The following is a 17,422-nucleotide window of genomic DNA, read 5'->3' as shown; positions in this document are numbered from 1 at the left end:
CTCACCACGGACGATCTGGCGGCGGAGCTGGGCCGCGACGAGCTCGGCGGTCTTGGGCACGCGGACCTGCTGACCGAGACCACCGCCGAGCGGGCCACCAGCGGCCGCGGCACGGCCGCTCGGGCCTTTTGCCATCCTGCCACCACGCTGGTGCTCGGCTAATGTCATTCTTCCGTGCCTCTCCGGACGGACGCGGCTCATCACGCCGCGGGCATTCCGCGTTCCCGCCGGTTCAGGTGTGCGGCCGGCCTAGATGCCCGCCCGTTGCCGGTGCCCGCTTGGTGCCCGGCGGAAGAATGATACACGTTCCGCAATGAGGAGACTGCCGAGCGCACCCTGTTGGCGTGGTCCTCCCGGTCTTCGACACTGATGTCGACCACAGTTGTCCGTGACAGTTGTCCGCCGCCGTTCTCGGTCACCGCAGTCAGCCGTCGTAGTCGGTGGCTGTTGTCCGCCGTCGCGGTCCGGCGGTGTTCGTTCGCGGTGTTGTCCGGCGGCGTTGCCTACCGGTGTTGCCCAGTGGCGTTGTCCGGTGCTGTTGTCCGACATGGTTGTGTGGGCAACCGCGGAGCGCGTAACAAGTCGTGCGAGTGGTTGTCCGAGTACGGTTGTCCGTGTATGGCCCCGCGGCGCCAACCGCGGTGCGAGTACCAGCATGTTCGCCGCGCCGCCGCGATCCGTCGTGGTCGACTGGATACCCGCGCAATCGCCGGTGCATTCGACGCCGCGCAATCTGTTTTCAGCGCCATGACGCCGGTGTCATGGCGTCAGCTCCGTCAGCTCCGGTGCCCCCGCACGGGCCCCCGCGGCCCGGGCCGGGGCCCCCGGGGGGGCCGGGGCGCGGGGGGGGCGGCGGGGGGCGGCCGCGGCCGCGGACCGCGGGGGCCAGGGGAGTCGAGTGCCAGCGGGGGTCGGTGCCAGTGCGGGCCAGTGCCGGTCGCGTCAGTGCCGGTGGTGTTGTCAGCGCGGGTGTTGTCAGTGCCGGTGGGCGGTCGCCTCCTCGACGTGCCGCCGGATGCAGGACCGGGCCAGGTGCTCGGCGAGCGCGCCCTCGCCGCGGGTGATCGCGTCGACGATCTCGGCGTGCAGCGGGTGCTGCCACCACTGCCCGAGCCGGTCGGTCTCCTCGCGGGGATGCGCGAGGTCCGCCAGGACCCGGATGAACAGCTCGGCGGCCGGATTGCCCGCCAGCCGGGCGATCTCGAGGTGCAGCAGCACCGGGGCCTCCCCGGTGGAGCCCGCCGCGACCGGCGCCGGCCGGGTGCCGGCTGACCGTGTCCGCGAGCGCGCTCCCGCGGCCCGTCCGCCCGGCGTGGCCGGCTGCAGCGCACCGCGCAGCCGGGTCAGGCCGGCCGTGTCGATCCGTTCGGCGAGCCTGCGGACGGCCACGGCCTCCAGGGCGGACCAGGTCTCGCAGAGGTGCTCCGGCCGGGCACGGGCGAAGTCGAGGTACACCCGCGCGACGTCGCGGACGCCGTCGTGGTCGGGTGCGGTCACCACAAGGCCGCCGCCGGGACCGGGCCGCGGCCGAGCCACCCATCGGCTCTCCAGCAGCCGGACGGCCTCACGCAGCACCGACCGCCCGACCTGGTAGCGCTCCATGAGCTGGGCTTCCGACCCGAGCCCCTCTCCGACCGGCCACCCGCGCCGGATGATCTCCAGCTCGATGGTGCGGGCCAGTCGGGAGGCGAGGGTGCGCTGCCCGAAGCGGGAGGTCGGTTCCTCCGGCTCGCCGACGACGAGGCCGATCGCCCCGCCGTTCTCGGCATGGCCGCCGGCGCGGCGGCCCGCGGCGTGCCCGCCGCCGAGGGCGGAGCCGACAGCGGGCGCGGCGCCGCGTGGAGAAGTCCGTGCTGCGCCGTGGAACGCGCCGGACGCTGTATTCCGGCCGGCCGGCGATAGCCCGTCAGACACTGCTCTTCCTCCGGATGAACTCGTTGGCCGACGCCGGACTTTCCGACGTCGCCGTGACTGCTCCGACGGCGGGCAGTCATCGCCGCGCCGGCGACCTGTCGACGGCGTTCGCGATGACGCCCACAGTGTGCTCGGATTCCTTTCCGGACGTGTTCCGTGCCGTTCCGGTGAGTTCCCGGTAGTCGGCACCGGCGTTTGCCCCCCGGCATCGGAAGCGTGTTCCAGATAAGGGGCTCCAGTCAACCGATTGCAGCTACCCATGTGGGCCAAGGGCGCGCCCGTTTGGCATCTGTGCAGCTCCGCCGCTTCGTGTCCCGGTGGCCCGGAAGCGTGACCGGAGGATGCGTGGCCGGCCGGGAATGCGCGTAGCCCGGCCGTTTCCACTGCGTGGCGGCTTCCCGCGCACCGTCGGCACGGCGCGCGGCGGTGTCGTCGGTGGTGGAGCGGCTGGGCTCTCGACATCCGGACGTGTGTCCCATGCCATCCACCGTGACCGGCACTTACAGGCCACCTACATCCTGTTCGACCGTTCGTGCGGAAAATCGACGCACTTCCGGGACGCCGATACGTGGTGGTTGCGCCCTGCCCCCGTTATCGGCTCGTGAACCACTCCGGAGTGCCGTGCCCCGGTCGCCCGCGTCGGTATTCGCCGACCATTCGCCGGGTTGCGCGCCGGGACGGACCGAATTCGCGGACGGTTTGCCGCCGACGGGTTGAGGAAAGAGCGGGGCGACCTCGGGAGGCCGTCGGGCACGGGCCTCGGGGTGTGGGGCCGACGGGCGCGCGTCGGAGCAGCGAGTAGTGGATGGTTGCTCAGAGTGATGTTATTGCTCCGCGGTGACGTAAGCGTCGCATGCCACAAGGGGTCTCTGGCCTGTCACCGTAGGGACCGAAGTCCTGATCTGGGGCCGCCACGGCTCGGTGCGGCGTCTGTTACTTCCTCCGGTGTAATTCGGCGCGCAAGTTCTCGTTAGCTGAGAACTTGTGTTAGGAATGGGCGTCTTTCGGCCGGTCTGGGGGGAAATTGATCACGGTGCAGATGGCCCATCAACATTCGAGTCAGGATCTTCTGTTCGTCGCGGTGTCCGTACTGCTCGCTGTGATCGGCTCCTTCGCGGCGCTGGTGAGCGCGATGCGGATATCTTCCGCCGAGGGGCGGGCGCGGCTGTGGTGGACGATGCTGGCCGCGGTGTCGCTCGGTGGCGGCGCGGTGTGGTCCATGCACTTCATCGGAATGATCGGTTACCAGGTCGACGACCGCGACGTGCGGTACGACCTGCCGCTCACCGGGCTGTCCCTGCTCATCGCGATCGCCGTCTCGGCGGTGGGCCTGTCGCTGGTGGCCCGGCGTCCGGACAGCCCGGTGCGGCTGGCCGCCGGTGGTGTCGTCGCCGGGCTCGGCGTCGCCGCGATGCATTACACGGGCATGGCCGCGATGCACGTCGGAAGTGACATCAGCTACCGGCACGGGCTGGTGGCCCTGTCGGTCGGCGTTGCCGTAGTCGCCGCGCTGGCCGCGCTGTGGATCGCCTTCCGCGTGCTCACCGGGCTGCACGTCGTGCTGGCCTCGCTGGTCATGGCCGTGGCCGTCTGCGGGATGCACTACACGGCGATGGCCGCGACGCAGGTCCAGACGGCCGCCGTGCTGTCCCCGGTCACCGGGGCGGACCCGATCACCCTGGCGATGCTGGTGTGCGTGATCGCCTTCTCCGTGCTCGCGGTCGTGATCTTCGCCGCGCTCGGCGGGGTCACCTATTCCGATCCGTTCGCCTCGGTCCAGGGGCGCAGCCGGCATCGCGGCGGGCCCCGGCCGGACGCCGGGCGGGTCGAGGGCGGCCCGTCCCACCGGGAGCGCCCCGGTGGCGACGGCCGGGTCGGTGGGGGCGAGCGGCCGGAGCAGGCCGATCGGGTCGGCGGAGGCGAGCGGCCCGGGACCGACGAGCGGGCCGCCTGGGCGGCGCAGCGGAGCGGTCCCCTCGAAGCGGTCACGTCGAACGCGCCGCGGGACCGGGGGCACCGGCCCGGCCCGGCCGGACCGGCGAACCGGCCGGATGCCGCGGACCGTTGGGACGCCGCGGACCGGCGCGATCCGCTGGACCAGCGGGGCCCGGCCGACCCGGTCGGCTGGACGGGTGACACCCACCATGGGCGGAGGTGACCTCCGCCAGCGCCCGCGGACGCCGTCCGCCTGCTCTCGGATCGGTGTCGGACCCCGGCCGTACGGTGGTCGGGTGAGTCTCTTCGACGCGGAGCTGGCCGAGACGCTCGCCTCCTCCGGCCCGCTCGCGGCCCGGTTACGCCCACGCGGCCTGGACGAGGTCGTCGGGCAGCGTCACCTGCTGGCGGAGGGCAGCCCGCTGCGCCGGCTGGTGGAGGGCGGCGGGACGACCTCGGTGGTGCTGTGGGGGCCGCCCGGTACCGGGAAGACCACGCTGGCGCACATCGTGTCCCGGGCCACCCGGCGCCGGTTCCGCGAGCTCTCGGCTGTCACCGCGGGTGTCAAGGACGTCCGCGCGGTGGTGGACGAGGCCCGCGAGACGTTGTCGATGTCCGGTGTACGGACGGTCCTGTTCATCGACGAGGTGCACCGGTTCACCCGTACCCAGCAGGACGCGCTGCTCCCGTCCGTGGAACGCGGGTGGGTGACGCTGGTCGCGGCGACCACGGAGAATCCTTTCTTCTGTGTTGTCTCCCCGTTGCTCTCCCGGTCGCTGCTGCTGACCCTCGAGCCGTTGACCGACGCCGACATCGCCGAGCTGGCGGAGCGCGCGGTGACCGATCCGCGCGGCTACGGCGGGCGCCTCGTGTTGGCCGAGGAGGCCCGCGAGCACCTGGTCCGGGTCGCCGGCGGTGACGCCCGGCGCGCGCTGACCGCGCTCGAGGCGGGCGCGGAGGCGGCGCTCGCCGCGGCCGGTCCGAACGCGGCCGGTCCGAACGCGGCCGGTCCGAACGCGGCCGGTCCGAACGCGGCCGGTCCGAACGCGGCCGGTCCGGACGAGGCCGGTCCCGTCCGCCTCGAGCTCGACCTCCTCGAGCGGGCGGTGGACCGCGCCGCCGTCCGCTACGACCGGGAGGGCGACCAGCACTACGACGTCGTCAGCGCGTTCATCAAGTCGATGCGCGGCGGTGACGTCGACGCCGCACTGCACTACCTGGCCAGGATGCTGGAGGCCGGCGAGGACCCGCGTTTCGTCGCACGCCGAATGATCATCCTGGCGAGCGAGGACGTCGGGATGGCCGATCCCGGGGCGCTCGGGGTCGCCGTGTCGGCGGCCCAGGCCCTCGAGCTCGTCGGGCTCCCGGAGGCACGGCTCGCCCTGGCCCAGGCAGTGATCCATCTGACGCTGGCGCCGAAGTCGAACGCGGTGATCACCGCGCTGGACGCGGCGACGGCCGACATCCGGTCGGGTCGGGTCGGGCCGGTGCCGCCGCACCTGCGTGACGCGCACTACCGGGGCGCGGCGCGGCTGGGCCACGGTGAGCGGTACCGGTATCCGCACGATCACCCGGACGGGGTGGTCCGACAGCAGTACGCACCGGACGTCCTCGCCGGGTCGGACTACTACCACCCGACCGGGCACGGGTTCGAGCAGCGGGCGGGCGAGCGACTCCTGCGGCTGCGCGGAGTGCTGCGGGGACAGCCGCCAGACCCCCCGGCGGACACCTCCGGCTGACCACCTGGCGCCGGCCCGTCCGGCCGGGGACGGACACGGACGCCCCGGGGGTTACCGGTGGTGCGTGCACACCGGTCGGTAAGGTCACTGGCGAACAGCACCGGCAGGCCACCCGGACCGCCGCACGAGGGCGCCGCGCCGGACGGCGTGACGGCCGCCGTGGCAGGCGGTGCGGCGTGACGGACGGAACGGCATGACGGGCGGAACGGCGTCCCGGCGGGACTGCCCCGGCCCGCGCAGGGCGGCCCCGGCGGCCCGGCCGGCCTCGGTGGCCGGTGTCACCAGGCGTTACCCGGCACTGGCGTTACCTGAGACTGGCGTTATCTGAGACAGGCGTTACCTACGACTGGCGTTACCGACAACGATGGAGGCGAAGCACATGTCCGGTGGTGCGGTCGCGGGCCTGATCGCCTCTGGGGCGTTCGCGGTGCTCGTGCTCTTCGCCTGCTACGTCCTGTACAAGCTCGGCAAGATCTTCGACGAGGCCGCGGCCCGGGTACGGCAGACCGGGATCGTGATCGACGAGGGCACTGCCCGGGTCCGGCAGGCGGGGGCGACCGTGGACGAGGTCAACGTCGCGCTCGCCCACGTCAACAAGGAGCTCGACCGGATCGACGCGATCACGGCGAACGTGCAGACGGTGACCACGAACGTCTCGTCGCTGACGTCGCTGTTCGCCGCCACGCTGGGCGGGCCGATCGTGCGGGTCGCCGCGTTCAGCTACGGCGTGCGCCAGGCGGTCGCGAAGCGGGCGAAGGCGGATGTCAGCGCGCGCGTGTCGGCCGAGATGAAGGCGGAGAAGTCGCAGCGTCGGGCCGCGCGCCGCGCACCCGAGGTCACCGCGTCCGGCGTGGGCGGCCGGGGTCGTCGCTGATGGGGACGAGGATGTTCTACGTCGCCCTCGGCGCGGCCACCGGGGTGCTGGTGGTGCGCCAGGTCGCCCGCGCGGTCTCCTCGCTGTCGCCGACGAGTCTGGCCGGGTCTTTCGTACAGTCGGTGCGGGAGTTCGCCGCCGACGTCGGCGAGGCGATGGCCGAGCGGGAGGAGGAGATCCGCTCCGCGCTCGGCCTCGACGACGCGGACGGCTCCGGCGACGGCGAGCGTACAGGCGCCGCCACGAGCACAGGGGCTGCCGCGAGCGACCAGGACACCGCTGCCCCGGGTCCTGACGAGTTCGACCCGGAACGGACGATGCGTCTGGTCCCCGGCGCGCGCCGGCCATGACCTCCGACCGGCCACGGCCGATCCCGGGTGCACGCCCGGCGTCGGCCGGGTGGCCGGGTGCCTTATCCCGACGACCCTGGACGACGTGAACCGATGGACACGGCCGAGATCCGCCGCCGCTTTCTGAACCATTTCTCCGAGCGGGGTCACACCGTGGTCCCGAGTGCGTCCCTGGTGGCGCAGGACCCGACCCTGCTGCTGGTGAACGCCGGCATGGTTCCCTTCAAGCCCTACTTCCTCGGGGACCTGAAGGCGCCGTGGAACCGCGCGACCAGCGTGCAGAAATGCGTGCGGACCGTGGACATCGACAACGTCGGCCGCACCGCCCGGCACGCCTCCTTCTTCCAGATGTGCGGGAACTTCTCCTTCGGTGACTACTTCAAGGCCGAGGCGATCCCGTTCGCCTTCGAACTGATCGTCGACGGCTACGGCTTCAACCCCGACGACCTGTGGGCCACCGTCTACCTGGACGACGACGAGGCCGAGGCGATCTGGCGCACCCTGCTGCCCGCCGAACGCATCCAACGGCGCGGCAAGAAGGACAACTTCTGGTCGATGGGCGTGCCGGGCCCGTGCGGCCCGTGCAGCGAGATCTACTTCGACCGCGGCCCGGCGTACGGGCGCGAGGGCGGCCCGGAGGCGGACGAGGACCGCTACCTGGAGATCTGGAACCTCGTCTTCATGCAGTTCGCCCGGGGCGAGGGCAGCGAGTACGGCTACGAGATCGTCGGCGACCTGCCCGCCCGCAACATCGACACCGGGATGGGCCTGGAGCGGATGGCCACCATCCTGCAGGGTGTCGAGAACCTGTACGAGATCGACATCTCCCGTCCCGTGCTGGACGCGGCCGGCCGGCTCACCGGGACCCGCTACGGCGCCGACCCGGCCGCCGACGTCCGGCTGCGTGTCGTCGCCGACCACACCCGGACCGCGGCGATGCTGATCTCGGACGGCGTCTCGCCGTCCAACGAGGGCCGCGGGTACGTGCTGCGGCGGATGCTGCGCCGGGCGGTGCGTGACGCCCGGCTGCTCGGCGCCCGCGAGCCGGTCATGGACGAGCTGTTCGGCGTGGTCCGCGCGGCGATGGGCCCGATCTACCCGGAGCTCGTCGACCAGGCCGAGGCGATCACGGCCGTCGCGGTCGCCGAGGAGACGGCCTTCCTGGAGACGCTGCGCACGGGCACCAGCCTCTTCGACACCGCGGTCACCCAGGCCCGGTCCAGCGGGTCGTCCCAGCTCAGCGGCGAGTCGGCGTTCCGGCTGCACGACACCTACGGGTTCCCGATCGACCTGACCATGGACATGGCGTCAGAGGCGGGCCTGACCGTGGACGAGGCCGGCTTCCGCCGGCTGATGGAGCGCCAGCGCCAGGCTGCGAAGGCCGACCGGGCGTCCCGCCGCATCGGCAACCTGGACCTCTCCGCCTTCCGGCCGATCCTCGCGGCCTCCGGCCCGACGACGTTCACCGGCTACACCGAGCTCGGGCGCGAGTCCGGCATCGTCGGCCTCGTCGGCATCGGCGACGGTGGCAGCCTGACCGCGGCCGGCGAGGGGGAGGAGGTCGGCATCCTGCTCGACGCGACCCCCTTCTACGCCGAGAGCGGTGGCCAGGAGGCCGACCTGGGCCGGATCCGGTTCGACGGCGGCGAGGCCGAGGTGCTCGACGTCCAGCGCCCGGTGCCCGACCTGGTCATGCACCGGGTCAAGATTCTCGGCGGCGAGCTGCGGGTCGGGGCGGACGTGTTCGCCGAGGTGGACGTCGAGCGCCGGCGCGCGGTGTCGCGCTCGCACACCGCCACCCACCTCGTGCACACGGCGTTCCGCCGGGCGCTCGGGGAGTCGGCGACGCAGGCCGGGTCGCTGAACTCGCCGGGCCGGCTGCGCTTCGACTTCCACGCGCTCGGCGCGGTGCCCGACTCCGTCCTCGCCGACGTCGAGGACGAGGTCAACGAGATCGCCCTGCGTGATCTGGAGGTCCGCTGGTACGTCACCTCCCAGGAGGAGGCGCGCCGGCTGGGCGCGATGGCGCTGTTCGGCGAGAAGTACGGCGACCGGGTCCGTGTCGTGGACGTCGGGGACTACGCCCGCGAGCTGTGCGGTGGTACCCATGTGGCCAGCTCGGCCCAGCTTGGCGCGATCAAGCTGCTGTCCGAGTCGTCGATCTCGGCCGGGACGCGCCGGGTGGAGGCGCTGGTCGGCATGGACGCCTTCCGGTTCCTGGCCCGCGAGCACGTGCTTGTCTCGCAGCTCTCCAGCGCGCTCAAGGCCCGTCCGGACGAGCTCGCCGACCGGGTCGCCGACATCGTCGGGCGGCTGCGCGACGCGGAGAAGGAGCTGGAGCGGCTGCGGGCACAGGCGGTGCTGGCCGGCGCGGCGGCGCTCGCCGCCGGCGCCGAGGACGTGGGGGGCGTGGCGCTGGTCACCGCGCAGGTGCCCGCGGGCACTCCGGCAGACGACCTCCGCCTGCTCGCCCTGGATGTGCGCGGCCGGCTCGCCGGCCGGCCGGCGGTGGTCGCGGTCGTCGAGGCCGCCGGCGCGGCAGTCGTCGTGGCGACCGACGAGACCGCGCGGACCCGCGGCCTGCGGGCCGGCGACCTGGTCCGGCACTCCTGGGCCGCGCTCGGCGGCAAGGGCGGCGGCAAGCCTGACGTCGCCCAGGGCGGACGCGGTGACGCGGACATGATCCCGAAGGTCTTCGCCCGGCTGCGCGAGCTGGTCGCCGACCAGGGCGCGTGAACGACACCGGGGCCTGCGACGTGGACCCGGATCCGGACGCGGGGCGCGGCGTGCGGATCGGGGTGGATGTCGGGTCGGTGCGGGTCGGTGTGGCGGTGAGCGATCCCGACGGTCTGCTCGCCGTGCCGGTGACAACTCTGCGCCGAGATGTGTCCCGCCGTGGCTTTGCGGACGTCGACGAGCTTGCCGACATCGTCCGGGACAGGCACGCTGTCGAAGTTGTCGTCGGTCTGCCGCGTCACCTCTCCGGCCGGGAGGGCGAGGCCGTCCGGCTCGCGCGGCGGTACGCGGAGGTGCTGTCCGCGCGTGTCGCGCCCGTGCCGGTCCGTCTCGTCGACGAGCGGCTGACCACGGTCGTGGCGCATCGCAGAATGGCTGAGCGCGGACTGCGTTCCCGGGCCCGCCGTGATCTCGTGGATCAGGAGGCAGCAGTGCAGATCCTGCAGCACCACCTGGACGTCCGCCGGGCACGCGGGGGATCCGGCGGCGCCGCCTCGGGCGGCACTGGGCGGCCCCTGGATTCGGCGTGATCCGGGACGGGGACGGATTCGACGAGCTGCTCGACGGCGCGGGCTACGACGACTACGACGACCGGGACTACGACGACCGGGCGTACGAGGAGCAACGCCGTGCCCCGGCAGGTGCGCGGCGCTCCCGCCGCGGCCGCGCCGGGAGCGTGGACGGCCGCGACCGGGCCGGCCTGGCCGCGGGTGAGCGCGAGCCCGCCGGCTACGGGGACGGCTTCGAACCGGACGAGGCCGACGCGTACGGGGCCTACGGCGGCGCCTATGACGACGACGCCGACGGCGGCCCCGACGACGGGGCCGCCCCGCCGAGGCGTGGGCGTGACGATGACCGGGGGCGGCCCGGTGGACGTCGGCCGGGCTCGGCCCTGCCGAAGCTGATCGGTGTGCTGGTCGTGGTCGCCGTCCTGGTCGGCGCGGGGATCTTCGGCGTCGGCAAGGTCATCGGCCGGATCGGCGGGGAGCCCGCGGCCGACTACGCGGGGTCCGGCGAGGGCATCGTCGTCGTCCAGGTTCCCGCCGGCGCCACGTCGTCGGAGATCGCGGGCCGGCTGGCCGCCTCCGACGTGATCGCCAGCAGGCAGGCCTTCGTCAACCTCGCGTCGCGGGACCAGCGCGCGCTGTCGATCCAGCCGGGTACCTACCGGCTGCGCTCGAAGATGAGCGCGGCGGCGGCGCTCGACGCGCTGCTCGACGACGCGTCCTCCGCGCTGTTCCGCTACACGATCAGCCCCGGGGACACGGTCCGGCAGGTGTTCAAGGAGCTGTCCACACGCACGGGCACGCCGGTGGCCGACCTGGAGGCGATCGCGCGCAAGCCGTCGACGCTGGGCCTGCCCGACTACGCCACGGGGCTGGAGGGCTACCTCTTCCCGTCGACCTACGACGTCGCGCCCGGCACGGACCCGGTGGACGTGCTCAAGGAGGCCGTCGCCCGGTTCCGGGCCAACGCCGAGGAGATCGACCTCGTAGGACGCGCCGAGGCCGGGCATGTGAAGCCCCAGGACGTTGTGATCATCGCCTCCATCATCGAGAAGGAGGTGGCGAACGAGGGCGAGGGGCCCAAGGTGGCGCGGGTCATCTACAACCGGCTGAACGACACCTCGGGCCGCTTCCGGCGGATCGACATGGACTCGACCACCCGGTACGCCCTCGACGAGTACGAGGGCCCGCTGACCGACGCCCAGCTGCGCCAGAACAACCCGTACAACACCCGCGCGGTCGAGGGGCTGCCACCCGGCGCGATCTCGAATCCGAGTACCTGGGCGATCAAGTCCGCGCTCAGCCCGGCACAGGGCTCGTGGTTCTACTTCGTCTCCATGCCCCAGACGCACGAGACGGTCTTCGCGACCACCGACGCGGAGTTCCAGGACGCGCTGGACGAATACCACCGCCAGGGAGGGGCCGAGTAGCCGTGGTGATCAGCTCTCGTGACCGTGCGGAGCCGTCCGGGCCGGCTCCGGACGCCAGGCGGGCGGCGGTGCTCGGCTCGCCCATCGCGCACTCCCTCTCCCCGGTGCTGCACGCGGCCGCCTACGAGCGGCTCGGCCTGGACTGGACCTACACGGCGATCGAGTGCGACGAGGCCGGCCTGCCGGGCATGCTCGACCGCCTGCGCGACGAGCCCGGCTGGGCCGGGGTGTCGCTGACGATGCCGCTCAAGACCGCCGCGGTCGACCTGCTTGACGACGTCGAGCCCACCGCGGCCCTGCTCGGCGCGGTGAACACCGTGGTCGTCCGGGAGGACGGGCGGCTCGCCGGGTTCAACACCGACGTCGACGGCGTCGGGTACGCGCTGCGGCGGCTCACCGGCGGCGCGGCCCCGGTCCAGCCGCTGGTGCTCGGGGCCGGCGGGACAGCGCGGGCGGTGGTCGCCGCGCTCGCCCGGGTCGGTGCCACCCGGGTCGCGATCGTGGCGCGCCGCCCCGACGCGGTCGCCGAGCTCGTCGGCATCGGCGCCCGGCTCGGCGTCTCGGTCACGGCGCTGCCCTGGGACATCCTCAGCGGCGGGATGCCGGCCGGGCCGGACCTGGTGGTCGCCACGACCCCCGCCGGGGTGACCGACGAGCTCGCGCGTCGCCCGTGGCCGGTGACCTGCGCGTTGCTGGAGCTCCTCTACCACCCCTGGCCCACGGCGCTGGCGGCCTGCGCCTACCGCGGCGGTGCGCGGGTGGTCGGCGGCCTCGAGGTGCTGGCCGGCCAGGCGGTCGGCCAGGTGTGCCACTTCACCGGCCGCCCGGTGGACGAACGGGTCCTGCTCGCCGCCGGCCACGCGGCGCTGTCGGCCCGCGTCGCGAGCCGGATCGGATGAGCCCGGCGGTCGGATGAGCACGATGGTCAAATGAGCAGGGTGGTCAGGTGAACACGGTGGTGGTCGCCGCCACCGTGGCGGCCGCGGTCTGCGCCGCGCTGCCGATCCCGCTGCTGCCCCGGGTCGTCGACTCCTTCGATCCAGTGGACGGCCGTTTGCCGCGCCGGGCGACCCCCGCGCCGGCCGTGCTCGGCACCGTCACCGCCGTCCTGATCGCCGCCGTCGCCGCGTCGACCTACCCGCACCCGGGACGTCTGCCCGCGTACCTGTACCTGACGGTCGTCGGGGTCGTGCTCGCCGCCGTGGACCTGCGGGTGCACCGCCTGCCGGACGTGATCGTGCTGCCCTCGTACGCCGTGCTGGCCGCGCTGCTCGCCGTGCCCGCGCTGGCCGAGGGCGCGCCCGGCCGCTGGCCGCGGGCGCTGCTCGCCGGCGCCGTGGCCTGGCTGTTGTACGCGGGTCTGCGCCTGCTGCCGGGGGCCGGGCTGGGACGGGGGGACGTGAAGCTCGCCGGGCTGCTCGGCGTGGCGACGGGCTGGCTGGGCTGGTCGGCCGTCGTGGTGTGGCTGGTCGCGACGACCATGATCTCCGGTGCGGTGGTCCTCGTGCTGCTGGCGCTGCGCCGCGTGTCCCGCCGTGATCCGATCGCCTACGGCCCGTTTCTGCTGGTCGGGGCGCTGATCGCGGTGCTCGGCGTGGGCTGGGAGCCGGCCGGCTGAGCGATCTCCGGCCCGTGACGGGGACTCGTACCGGACCGGCCGTGAAAGACTGGCAGGCATGGTGCGTTGGTTGACAGCGGGGGAGTCACACGGCCCCGCACTGGTTGCGACGGTCGAGGGGTTGCCGGCGGGCATCCGGGTGTCCAGCACGGACATCGGCGCCGAGCTGGCCCGGCGCCGTCTCGGCCACGGTCGCGGCGCCCGGATGAAGTTCGAGCAGGATGAGATCGAGCTGCTCGGCGGCCTGCGGCACGGGGTCAGCCTGGGCGGCCCGGTGAGCGTCGTCGTGCGCAACACCGAGTGGCCGAAGTGGGAGCGGGTGATGGCGCCCGACCCGATCGACCCGGCGGAGCTGGAGGGGCTGGGCCGCAACGCCCCGCTCACCCGCCCGCGCCCTGGTCACGCCGACCTCGCCGGCATGCAGAAGTACGGCTTCGACGACGCGCGGCCGGTGCTGGAGCGGGCGAGCGCCCGGGAGACGGCCGCCCGGGTCGCGCTGGGCACGGTCGCCAGGGCGCTGCTGCGCCAGGCGTACGGCATCGAGGTGGTCTCGCACGTCGTCGCGATCGGCGCGGTCGAGGTGCCACCCGGCACGCCGCCGCCGACCTCGTTGGCCGTCGTCGACGCCGACCCGGTGCGCTGTGCCGACCCGGCCAGCAGCGCGCTCATGGTCGCCGAGATCGACGCCGCCCACCGCGACGCGGACACCCTCGGCGGCATCGTCGAGGTGCTGGCCTACGGCTGCCCGCCGGGGCTGGGGAGCTACGTCCACGGCGACCGCCGGCTCGACGCGCGGCTCGCCGGCGAGCTGATGGGCATCCAGGCGATCAAGGGCGTCGAGTTCGGTGACGGTTTCCGCACCGCGCGCCGGCGCGGATCGGTCGCCCACGACGAGATCGAGCCGCTCGAGGGGCCGGGTCGGCGGGTCCGGCGGGCCAGCGATCGCGCCGGCGGCGTCGAGGGCGGGATGACGACGGGCGAGCCGCTGCGCGTCCGCGCGGCGATGAAGCCGATCTCGTCCCTGTCGAAGCCGCTGGCCACGATCGACGTCGCCACCGGCGACCCGGCGGTCGCCATCGCCCAGCGGTCGGACGTGTGCGCGGTGCCGGCGGCCGGCGTGGTCGCCGAGGCGATGGTCGCCCTCGTGCTCGCCGGCGCAGCGCTGGAGAAGTTCGGCGGCGACTCGGTGGAGGAGACCCGGCGCAACTACGAGGGCTACCTGAAGTCGCTGGCGGTGCGCTGACCATGCGTGCGGAGAGCGGGGCGCGGGCCGACGGGCCGGGGGCAGCTGTGTCCGGCCCGGTCGCCGTGCTGGTCGGCGCGCCCGGGGCGGGTAAGAGCACCGTCGGTATGGCAGTCGCGGCGCGCCTCGGGGTGGCCTTCCGTGACACCGACGCCGATGTCGAGTCGAACCTCGGAATGAGCGTCTCGGACGTGTTCCTGGAGCACGGCGAGGAGTACTTCCGCGCGGCGGAGCGGGCGGCGGTGCTGACCGCCCTGGCCGAGCACCCGGGTGTGCTCGCCCTGGGCGGCGGGGCCGTGCTGGACGCCGGCGTCCGCGCGGAGCTGGCCCGGCACTGGGTCGTCTACCTCGACGTGACCGCGTCTGACGCGGCGAAGCGGGTCGGGCTCGCACGCGACCGGCCGCTGCTCGTGGAGGGCCCGCGGACCCGGCTGGCCGCGCTGCTGAAGGCCCGCCGTCCGCTGTACGAGGAGGTGGCCGCGATCACCGTGGACACCGCCGCCCTCGGGATCGACGACGTCGTCGCCGCGATCCTGATCGAGCTCGCCGGGAGGGCGGGGCACTGATGTGCGCGATGAAGGTTTCCGACATGGTCCGCATCCAGGTCACCCCGTCCGGTGACCGGGCCTACGACGTGGTGCTGGGCGAGGGCGCCCTCTGCGAGCTACCGGCGCTGGCCGCGGGGCGCACCCGGGTCATGGTCATTCACCCGCGAGCGCTGCGGGCCACCGCCGCGGCGGTCATCGCCGAGCTGCGGGCCGGCGCCGGTGCCGGCGTCGAGACGCACGCGTTCGAGGTGCCGGACGGCGAGGAGGCCAAGCAGCTGCGGGTCGCGGGCGCCTGCTGGGACGCCCTCGGCCGTGTCGGCTTCACCCGCGACGACCTGGTGGTCGGGCTCGGCGGCGGGACGACGACCGACCTGGCCGGGTTCGCCGCGGCGGGCTGGCTGCGTGGTGTCGACGTCATCCAGGTGCCCACCACCGTGCTCGGGATGGTCGATGCGGCGGTCGGCGGCAAGACGGGCATCGACATCGAGGCGGGCAAGAACCTCGTCGGCGCCTTCCACCAGCCGCTGGCGGTGCTCTGTGACCTGTCGACCCTGGCCAGCCTGCCGGCGGTCGAGGTCCGGGCCGGGCTCGCCGAGGTCGTCAAGGCCGGGTTCATCGCCGATCCGCGCATCCTCGAGCTGCTGGAGGCCGATCCGACCGGGTCGGCTCGGCTGCCCGAGCTCGTCGAGCGGTCGATCCGGGTCAAGGCGGCGGTGGTGTCCGGCGACCCGCGCGAGGCCGGCCGGCGCGAGATCCTGAACTACGGGCACACCCTCGCCCACGCGATCGAGAAGGTCGAGAATTTCTCCTGGCGGCACGGCGCGGCGGTCTCGGTCGGCATGGTCTTCGCCGCCGAGCTCTCCCGGCTCGTCGCCGGGCTCGACCGCGCGACCGCCGATCGCCACCGCGAGTTGCTGCGGGCCATCGGGCTGCCGGTGGAGTACCGGGGGGACCGCTGGCCGGCGCTGCTCGACGCGATGCGGGTGGACAAGAAGACCCGGGGCCGGCGGTTGCGTTTCGTTGTGCTCGAAGCGCTCGGCCGGCCGCGCGGATTCGACGATCCCGAGCCCGGCCTGCTGCTGGCCGCGTACGACTCGGTCGCCGCGGGCGGTGTGAGCGCTACCGGGAACTGACCGTTCGGCTGGCACCGCGCGTGGTCCGCCGTGGGCTGCGAGGCGGTGATGCCCTCGATCTGTAGACTTTGCCGCGGCCTGACCCGGTGACGGGCGGCGGGCCGGCGATCGACCAGCTGACGGTCGGTCGACAACACGGCGATCGGCCATACGGCGATCAGGCCTACGGCGATCGGCCGGACGGCGACCGGAACGGAGAGACACGCGCAGTGGCGACAACGAACGACCTGAAGAACGGCATGACGCTCGACATCGACGGGGTGTTGTGGAACGTCGTCGGATTCCAGCACGTCAAGCCGGGCAAGGGCGGGGCGTTCGTCCGGACGACGCTGAAGAACGTGCTCACCGGCAAGGTGGTCGACCGGACGTTCAACGCCGGAATCAAGGTGGACGTCGCGACCGTCGACCGCCGCGAGATGACCTACCTCTACCGTGACGGCGCCGACTTCGTGTTCATGGACAGCGAGTCGTACGACCAGATCCCGGTCCCTCCGGGAGTGGTCGGCGGGGTTGCCGACTACATGCTGGAGAACACGATTGCCACCGTCGCGCTGCACGACGACGCGCCGCTGTACGTCGAGCTTCCGGCGAGCGTCGAGCTGACCATCTCCGCGACGGACCCGGGCGTCCAGGGCGACCGCTCGACCGGCGGCACCAAGCCGGCGACGCTCGAGACCGGCGCGAACATCCAGGTGCCGCTGTTCATCACCACCGGCGAGAAGGTCAAGGTCGACACCCGCGACGGCCGGTACCTGGGCCGGGTGACGAGCTGAGCGCCAGGTCCAAGGCCCGCAAGCGGGCGCTGGACGTCCTCTACGAGGCGGACATGCGCTCGGCGCGGGCGATGGAGACCCTTGCCGCGCACCGGGCGCAGGCCGACCCGCCGGTGCCGGACTACACCTCGGACCTCGTCGAGGGCGTGGTGGCCCACCTGGCCGAGATAGACGCGCACATCGCCCGGTTCGCCCAGGGCTGGACACTGGACCGGATGCCCCCGGTGGACCGGAACATCCTCCGGATCGCGGTGCTGGAGCTGTTCTGGCGTTCCGACGTGCCGGACCGGGTCGTGATCGACGAGGCGGTGCGGCTGGCCAAGACGATCTCCACCGAGCGGTCGCCGGCATTCGTCAACGGCCTGCTGGCGAGCCTGCTCAAGGAGAAACCGGTGCCGGAGGGAAGCCCTCGGGCAGCCGGGGCGGCTGAGGCCGTGGGCGGCGAGTCGGCCGAGGCCTGAACTCGCGTACCGGGGCTCGCGCCTGAGCCTGCGCGGTGTCCCGGTACGTCACGGATGTGACGTACCGGGTCGTCCCCCAGAAGATCCCTGGTGCTGGTGCTGGTGCTGTGCGTGCCACCGCTGGGTGGTGGAGCGGAGCGACGGTACCCCCCGGTGACCGTC

General features: G+C 73.3%; 15 protein-coding genes and 1 pseudogene. 14 read left to right on the top strand and 2 right to left on the bottom strand.

Annotation, left to right across the window (positions count from 1 at the left end):
- A pseudogene (locus MXD62_RS25280) lies at positions 1-135 on the bottom strand (FadR family transcriptional regulator); the annotation flags it as partial.
- Between the two features lie 840 nt (positions 136-975).
- A complete protein-coding gene (locus MXD62_RS25275; RefSeq protein ID WP_020459299.1) occupies positions 976-1,914 on the bottom strand; it encodes a FadR/GntR family transcriptional regulator in 939 nt (312 codons plus the stop codon).
- Positions 1,915-2,953: 1,039 nt separating this feature from the next.
- Here MXD62_RS25275 and MXD62_RS25270 point away from each other — a divergent pair.
- The 14 genes from MXD62_RS25270 to nusB all read left to right on the top strand — a co-directional run bounded on the left by MXD62_RS25270 (position 2,954) and on the right by nusB (position 17,260).
- Positions 2,954-4,072, top strand: coding sequence for an MHYT domain-containing protein (locus MXD62_RS25270; protein WP_248831924.1), 1,119 nt, complete (start codon positions 2,954-2,956; stop codon positions 4,070-4,072).
- A gap of 73 nt (positions 4,073-4,145) precedes the next feature.
- A complete protein-coding gene (locus MXD62_RS25265; RefSeq protein WP_248831923.1) occupies positions 4,146-5,588 on the top strand; it encodes a replication-associated recombination protein A in 1,443 nt (480 codons plus the stop codon).
- 379 nt (positions 5,589-5,967) lie between these two features.
- A complete protein-coding gene (locus tag MXD62_RS25260; RefSeq protein ID WP_248831922.1) occupies positions 5,968-6,462 on the top strand; it encodes a DUF948 domain-containing protein in 495 nt (164 codons plus the stop codon).
- A complete protein-coding gene (locus MXD62_RS25255; RefSeq protein WP_071064880.1) occupies positions 6,462-6,812 on the top strand; it encodes a hypothetical protein in 351 nt (116 codons plus the stop codon). Before MXD62_RS25260 ends, MXD62_RS25255 begins: the two co-directional genes overlap by 1 nt.
- 93 nt (positions 6,813-6,905) lie before the next feature.
- The gene (gene alaS, locus MXD62_RS25250) at positions 6,906-9,548 is read left to right on the top strand and encodes an alanine--tRNA ligase (protein WP_248831921.1); all 2,643 of its coding nucleotides are present in this window, start codon (positions 6,906-6,908) and stop codon (positions 9,546-9,548) included.
- Positions 9,545-10,078, top strand: coding sequence for a Holliday junction resolvase RuvX (ruvX, locus tag MXD62_RS25245; protein WP_248831920.1), 534 nt, complete (start codon positions 9,545-9,547; stop codon positions 10,076-10,078). Before alaS ends, ruvX begins: the two co-directional genes overlap by 4 nt.
- Positions 10,075-11,484 carry an endolytic transglycosylase MltG gene (gene mltG, locus MXD62_RS25240; protein WP_248831919.1) on the top strand — a complete coding sequence of 470 codons (1,410 nt, stop codon included), beginning with the start codon at positions 10,075-10,077 and terminating at the stop codon, positions 11,482-11,484. Before ruvX ends, mltG begins: the two co-directional genes overlap by 4 nt.
- 2 nt (positions 11,485-11,486) lie before the next feature.
- On the top strand, positions 11,487-12,383 hold the full coding sequence (locus tag MXD62_RS25235) for a shikimate dehydrogenase (RefSeq protein ID WP_248831918.1): 897 nt from the start codon (positions 11,487-11,489) through the stop codon (positions 12,381-12,383).
- Between the two features lie 56 nt (positions 12,384-12,439).
- On the top strand, positions 12,440-13,102 hold the full coding sequence (locus tag MXD62_RS25230) for an A24 family peptidase (protein WP_248831928.1): 663 nt from the start codon (positions 12,440-12,442) through the stop codon (positions 13,100-13,102).
- A 58-nt stretch (positions 13,103-13,160) separates the two neighbouring features.
- A complete protein-coding gene (gene aroC / locus MXD62_RS25225) occupies positions 13,161-14,345 on the top strand; it encodes a chorismate synthase (protein WP_020459310.1) in 1,185 nt (394 codons plus the stop codon).
- A gap of 2 nt (positions 14,346-14,347) precedes the next feature.
- Positions 14,348-14,911, top strand: a complete 564-nt coding sequence (locus MXD62_RS25220; protein WP_071064874.1) for a shikimate kinase — start codon at positions 14,348-14,350, stop codon at positions 14,909-14,911.
- Positions 14,911-16,026 (top strand): 3-dehydroquinate synthase, encoded by a 1,116-nt coding sequence (gene aroB, locus MXD62_RS25215; RefSeq protein ID WP_248831917.1) that lies wholly within the window; start codon positions 14,911-14,913, stop codon positions 16,024-16,026. The genes MXD62_RS25220 and aroB overlap by 1 nt, the downstream gene beginning before the upstream one ends.
- Positions 16,027-16,235: 209 nt before the next feature.
- A complete protein-coding gene (gene efp, locus MXD62_RS25210) occupies positions 16,236-16,799 on the top strand; it encodes an elongation factor P (protein ID WP_020459313.1) in 564 nt (187 codons plus the stop codon).
- On the top strand, positions 16,796-17,260 hold the full coding sequence (gene nusB / locus MXD62_RS25205; protein WP_083788184.1) for a transcription antitermination factor NusB: 465 nt from the start codon (positions 16,796-16,798) through the stop codon (positions 17,258-17,260). Before efp ends, nusB begins: the two co-directional genes overlap by 4 nt.
- Positions 17,261-17,422: the final 162 nt, after the last annotated feature.

Origin of the sequence: Frankia sp. Mgl5, assembly GCF_023242985.1 — a bacterium.
Taxonomy (GTDB): Bacteria; Actinomycetota; Actinomycetes; order Frankiales; family Frankiaceae; genus Parafrankia; species Parafrankia soli.
Note: the sequence above shows the minus strand (reverse complement) of the source record. Positions and strands in the feature narration are given on the sequence as shown.

Coding starts and splice junctions, on each gene's coding strand:
- aroB (WP_248831917.1), top strand. CDS start 14,911: ATGTGCGCGATGAAGGTTTCCGACATGGTCCGCATCCAGGTCACCCCG.
- MXD62_RS25255 (WP_071064880.1), top strand. CDS start 6,462: ATGGGGACGAGGATGTTCTACGTCGCCCTCGGCGCGGCCACCGGGGTG.
- MXD62_RS25260 (WP_248831922.1), top strand. CDS start 5,968: ATGTCCGGTGGTGCGGTCGCGGGCCTGATCGCCTCTGGGGCGTTCGCG.
- MXD62_RS25270 (WP_248831924.1), top strand. CDS start 2,954: ATGGCCCATCAACATTCGAGTCAGGATCTTCTGTTCGTCGCGGTGTCC.
- alaS (WP_248831921.1), top strand. CDS start 6,906: ATGGACACGGCCGAGATCCGCCGCCGCTTTCTGAACCATTTCTCCGAG.
- MXD62_RS25220 (WP_071064874.1), top strand. CDS start 14,348: ATGCGTGCGGAGAGCGGGGCGCGGGCCGACGGGCCGGGGGCAGCTGTG.
- aroC (WP_020459310.1), top strand. CDS start 13,161: ATGGTGCGTTGGTTGACAGCGGGGGAGTCACACGGCCCCGCACTGGTT.